This is a genomic window from Acinetobacter sp. YZS-X1-1, from assembly GCF_000804305.1.
GTDB classification, from domain to species: Bacteria; Pseudomonadota; Gammaproteobacteria; order Pseudomonadales; family Moraxellaceae; genus Acinetobacter; species Acinetobacter variabilis.
This window is the reverse complement of sequence record NZ_JWHB01000006.1, coordinates 44,850-63,928: the sequence shown is the minus strand read 5'-3', so window position 1 is coordinate 63,928 and position 19,079 is coordinate 44,850. Positions and strand designations below refer to the sequence as shown.

Here is a 19,079-nt window from a genome sequence, read left to right as displayed (position 1 = left end):
GGTTTAAATATCAGCATAGTGATATTTCATCGTTACTCTATTTCACTTTCATACGATAAATGTAAAAAACTCAACCTAAATGATTGAGCCTTTGAATTATTTATTTACCTTTAATTCGGTATTCTGAAATTGGGAAATATCCAGCTCATGCACTTTGCCACGCCAAATCCATTTTAGTTTAGATTCCTCAAATACATCGCCTTCAAACCAGACAAACAGACCTTCCATCATTTTCGGCCAGTCTTCACGGCTGACTTCCTGATGTCCCGACATCACTGCAATCATTGCTGCCAGAATGGTGTCATGGCTGACTGCCAGACTGAGCCCATACGGCGTTTTCGGATGAGTGTTATAAATTAATTCAAGCACATCTACTACGCCATTAATTGGATGTTTCATTCCAGGCAAAGCATTATTGACGAAGCTATTGATAAAGCCTAATGCCCCCTGTTTTTTGAAATATGGCCCTGCTTTTTGAATATCCAGTACAAAACTGCCTGGCTCAACCAGCAAACCCTGTTCAACGATTTCAATCTTATGGGTATGCGGTGCTTTATCCGTTGCATCTGCCCCTTCGATCATCAATGCTGCGGTATCTACACAGCGCTGAATCGGACTCGATATACAATGCTGGATATGCCGATCTGTTTGATTGACCAGATAAGCGCCCCATTCCTGCGCCAGATCACGTCCTTGCGGCGTCAACTGCAAATCATAACCTGCCAGCCCCTGACCAGCGACATCTTCACGCAGAGAATGCCGCGTAAACAGAGTCACAGGTGTCTTGGTATCAGGCAATAAATCTATTGCATTGAGCATACTTGATGGAAGCAGTTTTAATGCCACAATCTTGCCAACTGATCTATCAACGGAATCTTCCTCACTATACCATGAACGGCTATGAGCTCAATCATTGTCTTGCATGTCCGCCAGTGCCTGTAAGGCCAGTGCTTTCATGGCTTCATTCTTATAGGCGATAAATCCGCCATTCAGTAAGGTCTTGCGCTGGTTGTAGATGAATGGCCGACCTTCAAGATCAACCAACCCTCCACCAATCCGCTCGAGCATGCATTGACCGGCACTGGTATCCCATTCCGAGGTTGGATGGAAACGAGGATAAATATCTACCCGGTCTTCAAGGATCATGCAGAATTTATAAGCACTTCCTGCCTTGAACTCGGTGTACGCGCTAAGTTTAGCTAGACTTTGCAAATACTCGACATATTTTGGTTTTTGCTGGCTGCTCTGACTCAGACCGATAAAGACATCCTGATGAGCGGTAGCTGACTGATAGCCAAACCATACCTGATTCAGAATATCGTATTTAATTGGCAGGCCCTGTTCAGGACAGAAATAAATTAGCTGCTTTGCAGGAACTGCCAGAATAGCAAAAGTGGTTAAACTACCTCTAACCAGACTGAGATTAATCGTGAATTCTGGGCGCTGGTGCAGAAACTCTTTGGTGCCATCCAGAGGATCAAGTAACCAGAAATCTGTCCAGGCATGGCGTTGATCCTGCTGCCCCTCTTCTGACAGTAAAGGTAATTCTGAAATTTCTGCCAAAGCCTGGGTTAAATAACTATTCACCCGATAGTCTGCCTGGGTCACAGGAGAATCATCACTTTTCTTGACAATATCAAACGCAGCACCTGAACAATAACGCTGATATTCTTCTCGCAAAATTTCACAAGCCTGTGTCAAAATGGGCACAAACTGCAAAATCATCGGATCTTGTGGTGCTATTGTCGCTTTAAACATAGAAAACCTTATATGTCGAATTGCTCAGAAAAACCGCCTGTCATTTTTGATATGGACGGAACTTTACTTGATCTTGCCTACGATGATTTCATCTGGAACGAGTTATTACCGATCCGTTATGCCGAAACACATGGCTGTAGTCTGAAACAGAGCCGCGAAACGCTTTATGCATTCTATCAGCAACATAATCATACCCTAAACTGGTACTCTTCTCGCTTCTGGACAGCTAAAGTCGAAGTCGATGTTCTGGCCATGCAAATTGAGCATAAAGATAAAGTTAGCTTACGCCCTTATTGCCTCGAATTACTCGATTATCTTAAAAATAATGGCTATCCGATCTGGCTTGCCACCAATGCCGACTGTGCCGGTCTAGCCTTTAAACTGGAACATCTCAATCTCAAAAATTATTTTAATGTCATTGTCAGCTCGGAAAGCATTGGGCATGCCAAAGAATTTGTAGAATTCTGGCAAGGCCTGAATGCCCTGCATTCCTTTGATCCTGAGCAGGTCTATTTTATTGATGATACCGAAAAAGTCCTGAATGGCGCCAAGGCTTATGGCATCCAGAACCTGTTCTGCATCCAGCAACCATCTTCCAGTAAAGTTGCGCGCCAGACTTGCAATTACCCGATGCTGCACCAATTAACAGATTTAATCACTCATTTAAATCAGTCTGAGGTAAACAAGCAATATGCGTAAATCGTCTTTACCCGAAGATGCGGTAGGCATGCGTATAGATAAATGGCTGTGGGCGGCACGTTTTTTTAAAACCCGTTCCATTGCCAAGAATGCTATTGAGGGCGGTAAAGTCCATCATAATGGTGAGCGTGTAAAAGTATCTCGCGAAGTCCGTGTGGGTATGGAGTTGACGATTCAGCAAGGTATCGACAAAAAAACCGTAGTTGTAAAAGAACTTTCTGATGTTCGTGGTCCTGCACCTGTGGCACAGAAACTGTATGAAGAAACTGAAGTCAGTATCGCTCGCCGGGAATTGATTGCATCGCAAAGAAAGTTGCATAATCTAGCGCGTCCCGATCATCGACCAAGCAAAAAAGATCGTCGAGACATCAGTCGATTCAAGAATGAAAATAGTCAGAACTTTGATCAACATTGGTCATATAATGATGATTAAATTCAAGCGTCAGCATGTGTCGTAACATTGCTGGATTTTATAGAACACAAGGGAAATTTCTGTCACTATATTCCTGTGGAACGAAGCTCTAATGTAAGACATCCACTTGAGTACTAAGTTTGTGACATCGTATTGAGGTTGTAAGATGGATGAGAATAAAAACAAGGCGCTCAACGCTGCCTTAAGCCAGATTGAAAAACAGTTTGGTAAAAACACAGTGATGCGTCTTGGTGACAATACCGTGCAAGCAGTTGAAGCTGTATCTACGGGTTCTTTAACGCTTGATATTGCACTCGGTATTGGTGGTTTACCGAAAGGCCGTATTATCGAAATTTATGGTCCTGAATCTTCAGGTAAGACCACAATGACATTACAAGCAATTGCTGAATGTCAAAAAGCTGGCGGTACATGTGCATTCATCGATGCCGAGCACGCACTTGATCCTCAATATGCCCGTAAACTCGGTGTAGATATTGATAACCTGCTGGTTTCTCAGCCAGACAACGGTGAACAGGCACTTGAAATCGCTGACATGCTGGTACGCTCTGGCGCAATTGACCTGATTGTAGTCGACTCTGTTGCTGCATTGACGCCTCGCGCCGAGATTGAAGGCGAAATGGGTGACTCGCATATGGGTCTGCAAGCACGTTTGATGAGCCAGGCACTGCGTAAAATTACCGGTAATGCCAAGCGTTCAAACTGTATGGTGATTTTCATTAACCAGATCCGTATGAAGATTGGTGTTATGTTCGGTAGCCCGGAAACGACTACTGGTGGTAATGCACTGAAATTCTATGCTTCTGTACGTCTGGATATCCGCCGTATCGGTCAGGTAAAAGAAGGCGACGAGATTGTAGGTTCTGAAACCAAAGTCAAAGTTGTGAAAAACAAAATGGCGCCTCCATTCAGAGAAGCTCTGTTCCAGATTCTGTATGGTAAAGGTGTTAACCATCTTGGTGAACTGATTGATCTTGCAGTACAGCAAGAAATCGTTCAAAAAGCGGGTGCATGGTATTCATATCAAGGTGACAAGATTGGCCAAGGTAAGAACAATACCATCCGTTACTTGGAAGAACACAAAGAGCTGGCGGATACCATTGAAAAACTGATCCGTGAGCAACTGCTTACTACAGGCAAAGTAGTCGAAGATAAAGACGAAGAAGAACCAGCAGACTTTCTGGATGCATAATCCTTAAACATCATAACAGAGCGCCCTAAGGGGCGTTTTTGTTATTATGAAATAGATATTTTAATCGAGATCAATATGTCAGACGCAAAATTCAGCAAACTTTTGGACTATGATGCGATTAAACAGCAGTTTGGTGATGCTGAAGATTCAGTCACTCCTGCACCTGTTGAGTCACAGGCTTTGCCAGAATTTGATCCGGAAGATAGCTTATTTGGTAACTCTAATAAAGAGCAAAAGAAACCCGGTCTAACCGGCTCCCGTTTGCGTTCTTATGCCTTTGCTGTACTGACTCGCAAGGAATACTCCAAAGCTGAACTCATCGAAAAACTGGCACTTTATGCAGAAGATCGCAATGAAGTGGTCACTTTGGTTGAAGAACTATCTAGAGAAAACTATCAAAGTGATCAACGTGTCGCTGAAATCATGTTGTCGAGCCAAAAGCGTAAAAGCAAAGGCCCCAATCAGATTAAAATGAAGCTAAAAAGCAAAAAGATTGATACTGCCCTGATCAGTGAAGAACTCAAAGAAACGGACTGGGTACAACAGGCTTATGAACTGAAGCTTAGAAAATATGGTCCAGAAGTGACGAAAGACCCAAAACTTAAAGCCAAACAGATCCGTTTTCTAATGTATCGTGGTTTTGAAATGGATGCGATCATGAAAGCGATCAGCCGCAAGGCCAAGGCCGAAGATTAATTCTTTTGTATTTGTGAAAAAATATGCTTAGGCTATTTTTTATTTTCCTCTTAGCCATCCTGCTTAAATAGTTTCCCTTATTACAATTAATCTCAAACAGCAAAAAGCTTTCAAAAGCTCAAATTAAGATAATCTATTTTCATGATTGAATTTTAATGTTCCAAACAATTCAAGTATCCAAGGAAGTGGCATTAGATAGAAATTTAAAAGTAAACATTAAAGAAAGGGAAAATAATGAAGATTAAGATTTAAAAATAAAGAGAGAATAGAGAAATTTTATAATTATAAATCTGGTGGCAACCCTACCAGCAAAGCTCCGGCACATCATAGATCTACTACCGTTGCTACCTTCCGGTCCTGGCGGGGTTCATAGAGTACAATTGCGAAGTAACCGGCAGGGCTACCATTACAGAAACAGAGTATAGAGATTTTTACTGAAGTTGCAAGGGCTGTATTTCAAATTTTCGGCATAAGCTATCCGTTTGATTATTTTAAAAACAATATGCCCCAAGATGCTGGTTTTTTAATATTCTTCACAATTAATTCATGAATATCGAAATTCACATGATCTTTGTAAAACCTTGTTGCAATTTCTAAAAATGCCGTTTTAAATGTGAAGCTATTAAACGGGTTATCTCTTTTAGAATAAATGAGCTGCGGATACATAATCTCGCCAAAAATCATGGAACTTATATGATGTTTAAGAAACAGGTATTGTGTGCCCTCACTGCACTCTGTACAACCTCTCTTTTTGCTGCGATTCCTATCGAATCACGTGGACTCAGCCAAGGTGCTCAATCAAATAATATCAGCTCTCAATCTGCCATTGCTACAGGTGCAGATGCACCTCAGACCAATACCAGTTGGCAGCTCATGCAAAAAAACCAGCAGCTTGAAAATGATCTACGCAGTTTACGTGGAAAAATCGAAGAACAAGAAAATGAGATCGAGAGATTAAAAAGCGAATTAACCAACCGCTATGCCGATCTGGATCAACGTCTTGAACTGTTGCAGCAAAAAATTGAACCTGCTGAAGATACTCCCGCGGAGGATAACCAACAGGATATTTCTCCCAGTTTAAGCTCTAATGCTCCAGTAGCGACTAATCAGGCATCCACAACGCAACAGTCGAGTGAGCAGGAAAAAGCGGCTTATACTATTGCACTGGATGCCTATAAAAATGGTGGTGCAGCTAAAGCCATTGCGCCCATGCAGAATTTCATCAAGAATAACCCAAATAGCGTCTATATCAGCAATGCTCACTTCTGGTTAGCCGAATTCAACCTGTCCATTGATCCACCGAATTTTAATGAAGCAAAGAAGAATTATCTGATTGTGGTTGACCGCTATCCGAATTCTGCAAAAGCCTCTACTGCCGTTTATCAGCTTTATAATATTAGTAAGGATGTAGAAAAGAATGCTACTCTTGCTTCGCAATATAAAGCGAAACTACTCAAGAACTATCCGAAAGCTGAAGAAGTTAAATTTCTTAAGTAAAATATAAAGCCTCAAAATAAAAAAGACACCATGCAGGTGTCTTTTTTAATTCCAACTTCACTTCTATAACTTAACGCACAATGCCACGCTTTGATTGTTCAAGTGAATCAATCAGACGTTGGGCTTCAGAAACTTCTGGAAGAATCTCGTTACGGATTTTCTCAATAGCTTCCTGAGTCGTTAAGCCAGATTTATAAATCAGCTTAAAGGATTCACGTAAACCATTAATCACGTCTTTTGACCAGCCTTTACGACGCATGCCTTCAATATTCATGGCAAATGCATGGGCCGGGTTACCCGATACCATCACATAGGCAGGAACATCTTTCAGAATCAGTGAAGCACCACCAATCATGCTGTAAGAGTCAATTTTACAGAACTGGTGAATACCTGAGTTACCACCAATCACGACATAATCGCCTACGTGTACGTGACCCGCCACACCGACATTATTTGCAAAAATGTTATGATCACCAACCATACAGTCATGTGCAATATGCGTATTTACCATTAACAGGTTATGACTGCCAATCTTGGTAATACCTTTGTCCTGAACCGTACCACGGTGCAGACTGCAGTGTTCACGAATCTTATTATAATCACCAATTTCCAGCCAGGTTTCCTCACCTGCATATTTCAGATCTTGGCAGACTTCACCAACACTGGCGAACTGAAAAATTTCATTATGTTCACCAATACGTGTGAAACCACCTACCACGACATGTGAATGCAGTTTGGTACCAGCACCAATCGTGACATTTGGCCCAATAATACAATAAGGGCCAATCTGTACATCTGCAGCAATTACTGCAGATGCGTCAATGATGGCAGTTGGATGAATTAGGGGATTATTGCTCATGCCTGCTCGACTTTCAGATGGGAAACCATAATTTCCGCGGTTGTTGCGACAATGCCATCTACTGTGGCAATACAATTATATTTATAAATGCCACGTTTTTGCATCACTAATTCAGATTTAAGTACTAATTGGTCGCCAGCAACCACTTGTTTTTTAAATCGAACCTTTTCAGCGCCAGCAAAAAGGAATAATGAACCTTCTTTTGGAGTTTCATTATTCATGACAAAACCAAGGATACCTGAGATCTGTGCTAATGCCTCGACAATCAATACGCCTGGCATGATTGGATAGTTCGGAAAATGGCCTTGCAGAAACTCTTCATTAATTGAGACGTTTTTATAACCAACAATGCCATTTTCGGTAATATCGACAACGCGATCTACCAGCAGAAATGGATAGCGATGGGGCAAATATTCACGAATCTTTTGAATATTCATTGGCAATTCAGGCTTCGTGAATGTAGGCAAATTCGACTCTGTCATCATAATTATTTACGCAACTTAAATGTTGATTCAATGGACTCAATTTGAGATTGCATATGATCCAATCGTTTTACCAACTGGGTCAATGGCACATCTGCTAATTGTCTTAAGCGAACCACTGTGCGTTTCCATTGCTGATTTGGCAACAATCCCATGCCTGAAGAATAAGTACCTTCTTCAGTAATGTTATTTGTCACCATTGACATTCCTGTCAAGGTCACATTATCGGTGATATGTAGGTGTCCTGCTACCCCACAGGCCCCCGCGAGAATACAGTTTTTGCCAATCGTGGTACTACCGGCAATCCCGCATTTGGCTGCAATCGCAGTATTTTCACCAATCTTGACGTTATGGGCGATTTGCACAAGATTATCAATAATGACACCTTGTTCCAGAATTGTGTCATCCAGTGCACCCCGGTCAATACTACAGTTTGAGCCGATCCGGACATCATCTGCAACACGGACTGAACCCAACTGGGCAATCCGATGCCATTTCCCTTGATAAGGTGCGAAACCAAAACCTTCACTACCAATCACGGTATTGGCATGGATACGAACACGATTACCGATTTTTGTAGCACCTGTTAAAGTCACATGGGCATCAATAAAACAGTCCCGACCAATTTCAACCTGGTCGTCGATCTGAACGTGTGACTGGATAATGGTATTTTCACCTACCACACAATTCTCACCAATGATTGCATAGTGACCAATATAGGCATTGTCAGCAATGATGGCAGATGGATGAATTTGTGCGGTACTTTCAATTCCCTGAGTCGTATGCTTTTTCTCAAAAACGTGAGTCAGAATTGCAAAAGCCAGATAAGGGTTGGCCACGACAATGAAGTTCTGCTGGGAAGTTAGCTGCTCTTTTAATTCAGCAGTCACAATTAAAGCACCTGCCTTACTCTGAGCTGCCTGTTCCAGATATTTATCTGCATTGACAAATGCAAGGTCATGAGAGGTTGCATTTTCAAGACTTGCCAAACCTCTCAAACATAAATCCGCCTGACCTACATACTCACCTTGGACAAGACGAGCGAGGTCAGCTAACTGAAGTTTTTGATGATTCATCGATTATTTAATTGCATTAACCTTTTGAATCATTTTATCAGTTAAATCATACTTCGCGTCATAAGCAAGTACGGAATTTTTATTTAAAACCACACCTAGCTTGTTTTCTTGGCGCAATTGTTCAGCAGCACGCTTCAAATTTCCTTCAAAAGCCTTATTTACACTTTGCATGCGCGTTTGCACAGTTGCCTGTACCTGTTGCTGCACACCTGCCAGCTGAGTCGCTTTGCCTTCAAATTCTTTGGCTATTTTTTCACGTTCTGCCTGTGTTTTTGCAGCCTGACCTTTTTGCTTGATTGCAGCAAGATCTTTTTGCAACTGTGCAATTTGTGCAGTTTGCGACTTGATTTCATTTTCCAGAGTGGCATTTTGCTGCTTTAAATAAGTACTGTTTTGTACTACTTTTTCCAGATCAACGATCCCATAATCATCTGCATGTGACAATGAAGTTAAACCCGCTAAAGCAATACCCATTGCCATCATCATTTTTTTCATGTTTTTACCCATTCAAAAGATTTTGCTCACAAAACCTGATGGCTTCATGAGCAAAATTTGTATTTAAGATCAAAGTATTCTTAGAAAGTACGTCCAATTTCGAACTGAACATTTTGAGTTTCATCACCGTCTTTATCATTCAACGGGTATGCATAGCTCAGTGATAATGGACCAATCATGGTAATCCAGGTGAAACCAGCACCTACGCTATAACGCATATTGCCTGCATCGAAACCAAAGTTATCTTTACAGTATTGCTTCGCATTTACATCAGTATTTTGTGGATTGAGATATAAATTTCCGCGAGGCACATTACACTGAGTATCAAAAACTTGTGCTCCCTCTGCAAAAAGTACCGGGCGAACCTGACGTGCCCAATCTCCTTTAAATGGCACAGGAAGCACTAATTCTGTACCAAACTGAACTAAGGCATTACCACCCACTTCTTCTGGACCAAAGTCTTGTTCTCGTGATTCATTATAAGTTACACCTGGATATTTAGGGCCTAAGGTACTGTTTTCATAACCACGGACTGAACCATAACCACCAGCGTAGAAATTCTTATAGAATGGCAAATCATTACCATAGCCCAACTTACCATATCCACGCAGAACAAAATCTTTGCCTAATGGGAAGAAAGCTTGCGCATCATAAGTGACTTTTTGATATTCCACATCACTACCCGGCAAGGCAATTTCTGCATTGACACGGTGTGACATCCCAGTAGTCGGGAACATTGGACGGTTTAAGGTATTGTAAGACCAACCCAGATTCAGGTTATAAGTCAAGAAATCGCCTTTAAATTCATTTCCATAAGTAATTTGTGGCACTGCGCAGTCATAACCAATTACTGTAGTACCATCTTGTCCATAAATAGGTACAGTTAATTGTGAGTTACCAGCGCTGTCTTTTGGACAGTAGGCACCATCTCTAGTACTTTTACCACCATTAGCTAATAAATAATCCCGTACATAAGTCGATACATATGGACCTGTAGTCACTTCAGTTTGATCAATGTTCAGACCTAAGCTTACACTCTGGTTTTCATCAATTGGATAACCAAAGTTAATCCCGCCACCAAAACTGTCTGTCACATAGTTGTTGACGTTATAATCATCATTCAGCTTGGTTTTACGGTAGTACATATTATAGCCGCGACGTACACCATCAATGGTGAAGTACGGGTCCATCACGCTCAAGTTATAATAATCTTGAGTTTCAGAACGTGACAGATCAATCGAAACGCTGTTCCCTGTACCCAGGAAGTTAGTCTGACTTAATCCAGCCTGGAACGTTACACCACCACTTTGAGAGAAACCAACAGCTAGAGTACTTGTACCCGAATGCTGCTCTTCAACTGCCACATTCAAATCAATCTGATCTGGTGATCCTGGAATACGAACAGGTTTGATATCAACTGTTTTGAAGAAACCAGTACGCTCTAAACGTACTTTAGACAGGTCAATCTTCTCATTGCTTGCCAGCGCACTTTCCATCTGGCGCATTTCACGACGCAATACCTCATCGGCAGTTTTAGAATTACCTGTGAAGTTGATCCGACGCACAGTTACTTGTTGACCCGGATTAATATAGTAGTTCAGGTCAACCTGTTTAGTTTCGTTATTAATTTGAGGTACAACATTTACTTCAGCATAATAATAGCCAGCATTACCATATTTACGTAACAATAACTGTTTAACCGCATTCACTCGTTCCTGAGAGTAGGTGTCGCCTTCTTTATACAACTGCAAAGCTTGTAGCTCTTCAGGTTTATAAAGCGCATCGCCCAGGAATTTGGTTTGTCCAAACTTAAACTGTTCGCCTTCATTGACTGAAACTTCAATAAAGACATTCTTTTTATCTTCACTCAGGTTCAGACTTGAATTGGTAATATTGAAGTTGATGTAACCACGGTTCAGATACATCGCACGTAAGGCTTCTAGGCTCGCAGCCATTTTTTCACGTGCATAACGGTCATTACGCGAAATGACCGAGCTCCAGCCACTTTCTTTAACAGCGAATGCCTGTTTGATATCTGATTCTTTAAAAACAGTATTACCGATGATATTGATATCAAAAACTTTAGCAGCTTTACCTTCAACAAAATCGATCAGCACTTCAACGCGGTTGTTTGGTCGAGGGGTCGTTGTTACCGTAATATCGGCATCATAACGACCTTGCTGCATATATTGCTGTTCCAGCTCGGTTTCGACTGTTTGCAGTGCAGATTTCTTCAGCACCTCACCTTCAGCCAGACCCATTTTTTTCAGGCCTTCTTCCAGTGCTTCCTTCGGAATCAGCTTATTGCCTTTCAGCTCGATTTTTGAAATTACCGGACGTTCTACCACCTGGAATACCAAGGTATTACCCTGCTGAACGGCTTTAATGTCATCAAATAGTCCTGATGCATACAAGCTACGAATCGCATTGGCAATGATCGGATCATTCACCCGGTCACCACTGTTGATTGGCACCAAGCCGTACACATTTTCTGGAGTTAAACGTACCAATCCATCAAATTTTATATCTTGTACAATGAAGTCTTCTGCCGCATATACTTGTTGTGCTACTGCCATTGCACTAACGAGTGCCAAAGGCATAAATAAATGTGTGTGCTGCATGCCAGTCTTTTCCGCTGTTAATTATTCCATTTACGTTATTATAAACGCATAAAGTCATTAAATAATGCCAAAAGCATCATACTGCCGAGCAGTACCATACCAATTTTTAATCCAACCAATTGTATTTGTTCAGAAACAGGTTTACCACGAATTAATTCGATAAAATAATAAACCAGATGTCCGCCATCAAGCATTGGGATTGGCAATAAGTTTAATATCCCTAAACTTACACTCATTAGCGCCATAAAGGAAATAAAAGTTTCCCAACCCATTTCCGCGCTTTGTCCCGCCACTTTGGCAATGGTAATCGGGCCAGAAAGATTATCCAGACCAATCAGACCACGTACCATTTTGACGATCGAGTTCAAAATCATTGAAGACAGATGTGCTGTCTTGTCAAAGGCCATCACCATCGCCTCAACAGGCGTATAGTGAATCGTCTGTTTATATTCAGCAGGAATTGTCACCTTGCCCGGATCACTTTGAACTCCGAGCATACCGGTTACATTCCCCATATTGTCACGTTTGCCTTGCGGCATGACCTGAAGATGCACGACCTGATTACCACGTAATACATCTATCTTAAGTAATTTTTCTGGTGATGCCTGTACAACCTGTACCACATCGAACCAGTCTTTCATCTGTACACCATCAATGGCCAGAATCTTGTCACCTTCTTTAAGACCCTGACGAATGGCTGCCCCATCTTCACTCAGTTTGCTCACCACAGCCGGAATTTCCGGACGATATGGCAAGAAACCTAGTGTATCAAGGGGTGACTGACTTTGATCTTTAAGAAAGTCTTGAATTGGTAACTGGAATATCTTATTTTCACCCGCACGGTCTGCCTGAATCGAGACCACACCAGTTTCACCCACACGATCCACCAAAGCATAACTCAGTTTTTCCCAAGTTTCGACTTGCGCACCATCTATAGCGACAATCTTGTCGCCCGGCTGCATCTGTACAGCGGCTGCTGGTGTGTTTGGTAAAACCTTGCCTACACGAGTATTCAGCTGTTCTTGTGCCGGTAAAAAAAGCACCCAAAACAGGACAACGGCTAAAAGCAGGTTAATGAGAGGACCCGCAGCAACGATGGCAATACGTTTCCAGGGATGCTGACGGTTAAAGGCTTTAGGCAAGTCTTCTTCTGCCACACTGCCTTCACGCTCGTCCAGCATTTTGACATAGCCACCCAAAGGCAAAGCTGAAAGCTGATATTGGATACCGGATTTTTTAGAAGTCCATTTTAGGAGGGTTGGCCCAAAACCAATGGAATAGACCAGTACTTTAACGCCCAGTTTACGTGCCACAATGTAGTGACCAAACTCGTGAATCGCAATTAAGGGACCGAGTAATAGGATTGCGGCTGCAATAATAAACAAGGCGTTCATGTCTTAACTTCCTTTATTCACAACATATTGCTGTGATAAACCTCGTGCTGTGTGATCTGCATGCAGGATAGTATCCAGATCGTGTGCTGGTTGATTGTCCATCTGATTCAGGACAGTTTCAACCACCTGAGGAATTTGGGTAAATCTGATTTGCTGATTTAAAAATGCAGCAACTGCAATTTCATTGGCCGCATTCAAAATTGTAGGCGCAATTCCACCACTCTTCATGGCTTGACGTGCTAATTTCAGTGCCGGAAAACGCACCCCATCCGGTTCCTGGAAATTCAGCTGTGAATGCTTAAACAAATCCAGAGCCGGGATATGGGTACTAATCCGTTGTGGCCATGCCAAAGCATGTGCAATTGGCGTGCCCATATCCGGGTTACCCATTTGTGCCAATGTCGACCCGTCCACATATTGCACCATGGAATGAATAATACTCTGTGGATGCACAATAACTGTAACAAATTGTTCTTGAACTGCAAACAAATGACACGCTTCGATAAGTTCCAGCCCTTTATTCATTAAAGTAGCTGAATCTACAGAAATCTTTTGCCCCATTGACCAGTTTGGATGTTTGCAGGCTTGAGCAGGCGTCACATCATGCAATTGTTCAAGAGAATGATTCAGGAATGGACCGCCAGAAGCAGTCAGTAAAATCTGATGAACACCGAGCTTAGGTTGACCATTACGTTCGGCATCAAAGTAGTTTTGAGGCAGGCACTGGAAAATCGCATTATGTTCAGAGTCGACTGGCAATAATAATGCACCATAATCTCGCGCAGCTTGCATCATGATGTCGCCGGACATGACCAAGGCTTCTTTATTGGCCAATAGGACACGCTTACCCGCTTTGACTGCAGCCAATGTAGGAAGCAGGCCCGCCGCCCCGACAATTGCCGCCATCACAATATCAACATCCGCATGCTCTACAACTGAAATTAAGCCTGCTTCGTCCTGAAGAATTTCGATATCTGATAAGCCCTGCACTTGTAGCAGGTGAGAAAGCTCATCAACTTTATTTGCAGGCACTACAGCCACTTTAGGACGGTACTGCTGACAGATTTCTGCCAGCTCAGTAATACGACTTTGCGCTGTCACAGCGAAAACCGAGTAAGCTTCAGGATGTTGCTGCAAAATTTTTAAAGTACTTTGACCAATTGAACCTGTAGCACCCAGTATACAAACAGCTTGTGACATTTATAAATCTACGCCAATAAGTTTTAAAACATATATGCCTGTTGCAAAGATAGGAGCTGCAGCAAGCAAAGAATCAATACGATCTAGTACACCACCATGACCCGGCAAAATACGGCCCGAATCTTTGATTCCAGCACGACGCTTGATCATGGATTCAAACAGGTCACCTAGCACTGAACTAAATACGGTAATAATAGAAAGAATCAGGAACAGACATAGCTCTGGCCAGGTCATATCCAGATAAAGTGAAGCGACGGCAACCACGATGAGCATGGAGGTAAGAATACCGCCATATAGGCCTTCTACCGACTTGTTTGGGCTGACATTTGGTGCGAGTTTTTTCTTGCCGAACTTGCGTCCAACAAAGTAAGCACCACTGTCTGCACCCCAAACCAGCAGGAACAGGTACATCAACCACCACGGGGAGTTTAGCCAAACCGAGAAGATTGCCGTAACAGCAGCAGAAACCAGTACAATCCCAATGCCATGCAAGCTGACATTGTACCAGCCATCATAATCAGGATAGGTTTTAACCCAGTAGATACTCAGCAACCAGGTCAGAATAGATGCCGACCATAATAATAAGGCTACATCCCAATAGTATAAAGCCAGTGCAGATAAGGCTGCAGTCAGTAGACCATAGCCCCACGCCACTGGCTTGATAACATTTTTACATTTTCGCGGCATGAGTTTAAACCACTCATAGCCTGCCACCCCGGCAGCCACAACCATCAATGCGAACATTGGATATTGTGATTTGGTCGCAAACATACAGCTCAGTACGACTGCAACCAGCACCAATGCGGTTATAATCCGCTCAAACATGTGTATTAATTCTCAAGTCTTTCTTGAAGAATCTGCTCTGATGTTTTACCAAAACGACGTTCGCGCCCGCCAAATACAGCAAGTGCGTCATCGAATTCCTCTACGGTAAATTCTGGCCATAAGGTCTCAGTAAAATACAGCTCTGCATATGCTGCCTGCCAGAGCAGGAAATTGGACAGGCGGAAATCTCCACCGGTACGAATCAGCAGATCAACAGGCGGCAAGTCACTCAAACTGACATATTGACCGAACACATCAGTATCAATTGCTTCAAGATCTAATTTATTTATTAAAACATCCGCAGCAATCTGCTTCGCAGCTTGTGCCATGTCCCACATTCCACCATAGCTGATTGCAATGGTAAGCGTCATACTATCGAAATTAGCAGTCATTTGTTCTGCTTGCAACATCAATGCTTGCAGTTCAGGAGATAAACGCGACCGATCACCAATAAAACGTAAAGCAATATTAAATTTTTGCATACGTGGCAACTGTTCATGAATCGTGTCTTCCAACAACTTCATGAGCAGGTCGACCTCATATTGGGGACGGTTCCAGTTTTCGCTAGAGAATGCAAAGACCGTTAAAGCCTGGATATTTCTTTTTCTACAATGTTCCACAATCGGGTCTAGAACCGTTTTTCCTTCACGGTGTCCGTCGCCTTTCTGCATCTGATTTTTTTTGGTAAAACGATTGTTGCCATCCATGATGATGGCAACATGTTTTGGAAGACGGGAATTTTCTTCAGAAGCGGTCATTGATGAATTAAACCTTCATCAATTCAGCTTCTTTCGCAGCCAAGCGCTTGTCAACTTCAGCAACAAATTTGTCTGTGATTTTCTGAATTTCGTCAGATGCACGACGTTCATCATCTTCAGAAATTTCTTTTTCTTTCAACAATGCTTTGATGTCACCCAATACATCACGACGGATGTTACGAATCGCAACTTTGGCATTTTCAGCTTCGTTTCGTGCAACTTTCTGCATGTCACGACGAGTTTCTTCAGTCAACGCTGCCATTGGTACACGGATCGCGTCAGCAGTAATCGGGTTCAAACCAAGATCAGACTCACGGATCGCCTTATCAATCGCAGCAACCATTGAACGTTCAAATGGTTGAACCAGCAATGTACGTGAATCTTCCACACCTACGTTGGCAACCTGGTTCAATGGCACATCAGAGCCGTAGTAAGGAACCATGACACCGTTCAAAATTGATGGATGCGCACGTCCAGTACGAACTTTTGCGAAACCATGTTCTAACGAGTCAAGAGACTTGTTCATACGCTCTTCTGCGTCTTTTTTAAGATCGTTAATCATATGATCTTCCTTACTTAATTCTTAAAAGATGTATTTACTAAATTAGGAGGTAGTATAAAGGGCTTTGTAGCTCACGTCATTAATTGGTGACGTGAGTTCCTTCTTTTTCACCCATCACAACTGAAAGCAATGCGCCAGATTTGTTCATGTCAAATACTTGAAGTGGCACATTGTGGTCACGACATAAGCAGATCGCAGTTAAATCCATGACGCCCAACTTCTCGTCCAGCACCTGATCAAATGTCAAGGTATCGTATTTCACGGCATCTTCGTATTTGCTTGGATCTTTGTTGTAAACGCCATCAACCTTAGTAGCTTTCAGGATCAGGTCAGATTCAATCTCGATACCACGCAAACAAGCTGCTGTATCCGTAGTAAAGAACGGATTACCTGTACCCGCAACAAATACGCACACTTCACCTTGAGTCAGATGACGAATCGCATCACGGCTAGAATAAGATTCGACCACTGCACCAATCGGTAATGCAGACATCAAACGGGTTTTGATATTACGGCGTACCAAAGCATCACGTAATGCCAGACCGTTCATGACAGTCGCCAACATACCCATCTGGTCACCGGTTACACGACCAACAAGACCGTCTTTTTGCAACTGGCTACCACGGTACAGGTTACCGCCGCCCACCACGATACCGACTTGTACACCCAAACCCACGAGATGCGCAATAGAAAGTGACATCTGATCAAGCACTTGTGCATCGATACCCATGTCCTTGTTTCCTGCCAGTGCTTCACCAGATAGCTTTAGCAGGATGCGACCAAATCGTGGCTTTTTAGAATCCAACATCATCAAACTCCAAATTATTTAATCTAAATTCTTTTAATTCAAAATCTTAAGCAGACTTGATTGAGATCAGCTTGGCAAATAAATCATATTCATCTGCATCAGTGATTTCGACTTCAAGCAAATCCCCTGCCTTAATCACACTTTTGTCGATATCTTCAACAAAAACATTACCATCAATTTCAGGCGCATCCGCATATGAGCGCGCTACAGCAACCGGGAATTCTTCTTCCAGGTCATCGACTAGCACAGTCATTTTCTGACCAATACGTTTTTGTAGCTTCGCTGCTGAAATTTCCTGCTGAACCTGCATGAAACGTTCATAACGTTCTTGCTTGATCTCTTCCGGCACATGGTCTGGAAGATCATTCGCTGTCGCACCTTCAACTGGTGAATAAGTAAAACAGCCCACACGATCTAGCTGTGCTTCTTTCAGCCAGTCCAGAAGCATCTGGAAATCTTCTTCCGTTTCGCCCGGGAAACCCACCACAAATGTAGAACGGATGACTAGGTCAGGACATTTCTCACGCCATACTTTTAAACGCTCCAGTGTATTTTCACTGTGCGCTGGACGTTTCATCAGTTTCAGGATTCTTGGGCTGGCATGCTGGAATGGAATATCCAGATAAGGCAGGATTTTGCCTTGAGCCATCAAATCGATCACGGCATCTACGTGTGGATATGGATAGACATAGTGCAGACGCACCCAGATGCCCAATTGACCCAATGCTTCACACATGTCATAGAATTTGGTTTTAACTGGCTGGCCGTTCCAGAAGTCCAGTTTGTATTTGGTGTCGACACCATAAGCAGAAGTATCTTGGGAGATCACGAGTACTTCTTTGACACCTGAACGTTTCAGTGCTGCAGCTTCTTCAAGCACAGAACCAACTGGACGGGAAACCAGATCACCACGCATACTTGGAATGATGCAGAAGGTACAACGGTGGTTACAGCCTTCTGATATTTTCAAGTACGCATAGTGTTTCGGAGTAAGACGAATGCCTTGCTCAGGAACTAAATCAATAAATGGATTGTGTTTTGGCGGCTCAGGAACATATTCATGTACCGCATCCATCACTTCTTCATAGGCCGCTGCACCTGTCACTTTCAGGACGTTCGGGTGCATTTGGCGAATTTTATCTTCGTCTTTTCCTAGACAACCTGTTACGATTACACGACCATTCGCGCTCATCGCTTCACCGATGGCATCTAAAGACTCTTGTACTGCAGATTCAATAAAACCACAGGTATTTACTACTACTAAATCAGCACCGTCATAATCCGATGCGACATCATAACCTTCAGTCTTTAACTGAGTTAAAATTCGTTCAGAATCTACCAATGCCTTAGGACAACCTAAAGATACAAAACCGACTTTGGGGGACTTCATGAATCTGCGCTCCACTAGAATGCGCGTATTGTATGTCTTTTCGCATCATAAAAATAGTTGAAATGGCCACTCTTTGCATCACGCACTAAAATAACGCCATAAAATATTCAATATAAAAGCTTATGCACCAAAATGAATCATTTTAGGTTTACAGCCTCAATTTAATCCGTTATACCTGAGTTTGATTGGGCATCCCTGTCAGATTTCGTGCATTTTTCAGCAAAATTTTAACAAGAGTTCTAAAGTTGGCGTGCATCTTGCTTATTTTGCCTCAAATCTGAACTTTGAAATTGTTATTTTGCTTTATGAAGATGCCATTGCGCCATTTTAATACAGG

19 protein-coding genes and 1 other RNA gene are annotated in these 19,079 nt (G+C 42.5%); 5 read left to right on the top strand and 15 right to left on the bottom strand.

Annotated features, from left to right (window positions below):
* Positions 1–96: 96 nt before the first annotated feature.
* Both RJ01_RS05670 and RJ01_RS05665 read right to left on the bottom strand, forming a co-directional pair.
* Complete coding sequence (locus tag RJ01_RS05670) at positions 97–846, bottom strand: histidine phosphatase family protein (RefSeq protein ID WP_034170322.1); 750 nt, start codon at positions 844–846, stop codon at positions 97–99.
* 60 nt (positions 847–906) lie between these two features.
* On the bottom strand, positions 907–1,758 hold the full coding sequence (locus RJ01_RS05665) for a 3'(2'),5'-bisphosphate nucleotidase CysQ (RefSeq protein ID WP_005235306.1): 852 nt from the start codon (positions 1,756–1,758) through the stop codon (positions 907–909).
* Between the two features lie 12 nt (positions 1,759–1,770).
* Here RJ01_RS05665 and RJ01_RS05660 point away from each other — a divergent pair, with 12 nt between their 5' ends.
* The 4 genes from RJ01_RS05660 (at position 1,771) to RJ01_RS05645 (ending at position 4,775) form a co-directional block, all read left to right on the top strand.
* On the top strand, positions 1,771–2,457 hold the full coding sequence (locus RJ01_RS05660) for an HAD hydrolase-like protein (protein ID WP_005235305.1): 687 nt from the start codon (positions 1,771–1,773) through the stop codon (positions 2,455–2,457).
* Positions 2,450–2,890 carry an RNA-binding S4 domain-containing protein gene (locus RJ01_RS05655; protein ID WP_004786147.1) on the top strand — a complete coding sequence of 147 codons (441 nt, stop codon included), beginning with the start codon at positions 2,450–2,452 and terminating at the stop codon, positions 2,888–2,890. The genes RJ01_RS05660 and RJ01_RS05655 overlap by 8 nt, the downstream gene beginning before the upstream one ends.
* A gap of 145 nt (positions 2,891–3,035) precedes the next feature.
* The gene (gene recA, locus RJ01_RS05650; RefSeq protein ID WP_004786150.1) at positions 3,036–4,079 is read left to right on the top strand and encodes a recombinase RecA; all 1,044 of its coding nucleotides are present in this window, start codon (positions 3,036–3,038) and stop codon (positions 4,077–4,079) included.
* A gap of 75 nt (positions 4,080–4,154) precedes the next feature.
* The gene (locus RJ01_RS05645) at positions 4,155–4,775 is read left to right on the top strand and encodes a regulatory protein RecX (protein WP_034170321.1); all 621 of its coding nucleotides are present in this window, start codon (positions 4,155–4,157) and stop codon (positions 4,773–4,775) included.
* 300 nt (positions 4,776–5,075) lie between these two features.
* Here the strand turns inward: RJ01_RS05645 and ffs are convergent.
* Positions 5,076–5,172: signal recognition particle sRNA small type (ffs, locus tag RJ01_RS15770), an RNA gene on the bottom strand.
* A gap of 296 nt (positions 5,173–5,468) precedes the next feature.
* Between ffs and RJ01_RS05635 the strand changes: the two genes are divergently transcribed.
* Positions 5,469–6,272, top strand: coding sequence for a YbgF trimerization domain-containing protein (locus RJ01_RS05635; protein WP_005235301.1), 804 nt, complete (start codon positions 5,469–5,471; stop codon positions 6,270–6,272).
* A gap of 70 nt (positions 6,273–6,342) precedes the next feature.
* Here RJ01_RS05635 and lpxA read toward each other — a convergent pair whose 3' ends face one another.
* The 12 genes from lpxA to rimO all read right to left on the bottom strand — a co-directional run bounded on the left by lpxA (position 6,343) and on the right by rimO (position 18,742).
* Positions 6,343–7,131: an acyl-ACP--UDP-N-acetylglucosamine O-acyltransferase gene (gene lpxA / locus RJ01_RS05630; protein WP_005235299.1), complete on the bottom strand. Its 789-nt coding sequence runs from the start codon at positions 7,129–7,131 to the stop codon at positions 6,343–6,345.
* Positions 7,128–7,613, bottom strand: coding sequence for a 3-hydroxyacyl-ACP dehydratase FabZ (gene fabZ, locus RJ01_RS05625; RefSeq protein ID WP_171064833.1), 486 nt, complete (start codon positions 7,611–7,613; stop codon positions 7,128–7,130). The genes lpxA and fabZ overlap by 4 nt, the downstream gene beginning before the upstream one ends.
* Before the next feature lie 5 nt (positions 7,614–7,618).
* A complete protein-coding gene (gene lpxD, locus RJ01_RS05620) occupies positions 7,619–8,689 on the bottom strand; it encodes a UDP-3-O-(3-hydroxymyristoyl)glucosamine N-acyltransferase (protein ID WP_034170319.1) in 1,071 nt (356 codons plus the stop codon).
* Positions 8,690–8,692: 3 nt separating this feature from the next.
* Positions 8,693–9,184: an OmpH family outer membrane protein gene (locus RJ01_RS05615; protein ID WP_034170375.1), complete on the bottom strand. Its 492-nt coding sequence runs from the start codon at positions 9,182–9,184 to the stop codon at positions 8,693–8,695.
* Positions 9,185–9,264: 80 nt separating this feature from the next.
* Positions 9,265–11,760, bottom strand: coding sequence for an outer membrane protein assembly factor BamA (bamA, locus tag RJ01_RS05610; RefSeq protein ID WP_376738166.1), 2,496 nt, complete (start codon positions 11,758–11,760; stop codon positions 9,265–9,267).
* A gap of 83 nt (positions 11,761–11,843) precedes the next feature.
* Complete coding sequence (gene rseP / locus RJ01_RS05605; protein ID WP_034170317.1) at positions 11,844–13,199, bottom strand: RIP metalloprotease RseP; 1,356 nt, start codon at positions 13,197–13,199, stop codon at positions 11,844–11,846.
* Between the two features lie 3 nt (positions 13,200–13,202).
* Entirely contained in the window at positions 13,203–14,399 is a 1,197-nt protein-coding gene (ispC, locus tag RJ01_RS05600; RefSeq protein ID WP_034170316.1) for a 1-deoxy-D-xylulose-5-phosphate reductoisomerase, read from the bottom strand.
* Positions 14,400–15,224 carry a phosphatidate cytidylyltransferase gene (locus tag RJ01_RS05595; protein ID WP_034170315.1) on the bottom strand — a complete coding sequence of 275 codons (825 nt, stop codon included), beginning with the start codon at positions 15,222–15,224 and terminating at the stop codon, positions 14,400–14,402.
* Between the two features lie 5 nt (positions 15,225–15,229).
* Positions 15,230–15,982, bottom strand: a complete 753-nt coding sequence (gene uppS / locus RJ01_RS05590) for a polyprenyl diphosphate synthase (protein WP_034170314.1) — start codon at positions 15,980–15,982, stop codon at positions 15,230–15,232.
* A 7-nt stretch (positions 15,983–15,989) separates the two neighbouring features.
* Positions 15,990–16,544, bottom strand: coding sequence for a ribosome recycling factor (gene frr, locus RJ01_RS05585; protein WP_005235283.1), 555 nt, complete (start codon positions 16,542–16,544; stop codon positions 15,990–15,992).
* A gap of 79 nt (positions 16,545–16,623) precedes the next feature.
* A complete protein-coding gene (gene pyrH, locus RJ01_RS05580; protein ID WP_004786170.1) occupies positions 16,624–17,352 on the bottom strand; it encodes a UMP kinase in 729 nt (242 codons plus the stop codon).
* Between the two features lie 46 nt (positions 17,353–17,398).
* Positions 17,399–18,742, bottom strand: coding sequence for a 30S ribosomal protein S12 methylthiotransferase RimO (gene rimO / locus RJ01_RS05575; RefSeq protein ID WP_004786172.1), 1,344 nt, complete (start codon positions 18,740–18,742; stop codon positions 17,399–17,401).
* Between the last annotated feature and the right edge of the window lie 337 nt (positions 18,743–19,079).

Bases quoted from the DNA above. Each gene is read 5' to 3' on its own strand.
- RJ01_RS05665 (WP_005235306.1), bottom strand. From the start codon at position 1,758: ATGTTTAAAGCGACAATAGCACCACAAGATCCGATGATTTTGCAGTTT.
- RJ01_RS05660 (WP_005235305.1), top strand. From the start codon at position 1,771: ATGTCGAATTGCTCAGAAAAACCGCCTGTCATTTTTGATATGGACGGA.
- RJ01_RS05655 (WP_004786147.1), top strand. From the start codon at position 2,450: ATGCGTAAATCGTCTTTACCCGAAGATGCGGTAGGCATGCGTATAGAT.
- recA (WP_004786150.1), top strand. From the start codon at position 3,036: ATGGATGAGAATAAAAACAAGGCGCTCAACGCTGCCTTAAGCCAGATT.
- RJ01_RS05645 (WP_034170321.1), top strand. From the start codon at position 4,155: ATGTCAGACGCAAAATTCAGCAAACTTTTGGACTATGATGCGATTAAA.
- RJ01_RS05635 (WP_005235301.1), top strand. From the start codon at position 5,469: ATGATGTTTAAGAAACAGGTATTGTGTGCCCTCACTGCACTCTGTACA.
- lpxA (WP_005235299.1), bottom strand. From the start codon at position 7,131: ATGAGCAATAATCCCCTAATTCATCCAACTGCCATCATTGACGCATCT.
- fabZ (WP_171064833.1), bottom strand. From the start codon at position 7,613: ATGACAGAGTCGAATTTGCCTACATTCACGAAGCCTGAATTGCCAATG.
- lpxD (WP_034170319.1), bottom strand. From the start codon at position 8,689: ATGAATCATCAAAAACTTCAGTTAGCTGACCTCGCTCGTCTTGTCCAA.
- RJ01_RS05615 (WP_034170375.1), bottom strand. From the start codon at position 9,184: ATGAAAAAAATGATGATGGCAATGGGTATTGCTTTAGCGGGTTTAACT.
- bamA (WP_376738166.1), bottom strand. From the start codon at position 11,760: ATGGCAGTAGCACAACAAGTATATGCGGCAGAAGACTTCATTGTACAA.
- rseP (WP_034170317.1), bottom strand. From the start codon at position 13,199: ATGAACGCCTTGTTTATTATTGCAGCCGCAATCCTATTACTCGGTCCC.
- ispC (WP_034170316.1), bottom strand. From the start codon at position 14,399: ATGTCACAAGCTGTTTGTATACTGGGTGCTACAGGTTCAATTGGTCAA.
- RJ01_RS05595 (WP_034170315.1), bottom strand. From the start codon at position 15,224: ATGTTTGAGCGGATTATAACCGCATTGGTGCTGGTTGCAGTCGTACTG.
- uppS (WP_034170314.1), bottom strand. From the start codon at position 15,982: ATGACCGCTTCTGAAGAAAATTCCCGTCTTCCAAAACATGTTGCCATC.
- frr (WP_005235283.1), bottom strand. From the start codon at position 16,544: ATGATTAACGATCTTAAAAAAGACGCAGAAGAGCGTATGAACAAGTCT.
- pyrH (WP_004786170.1), bottom strand. From the start codon at position 17,352: ATGTTGGATTCTAAAAAGCCACGATTTGGTCGCATCCTGCTAAAGCTA.
- rimO (WP_004786172.1), bottom strand. From the start codon at position 18,742: ATGAAGTCCCCCAAAGTCGGTTTTGTATCTTTAGGTTGTCCTAAGGCA.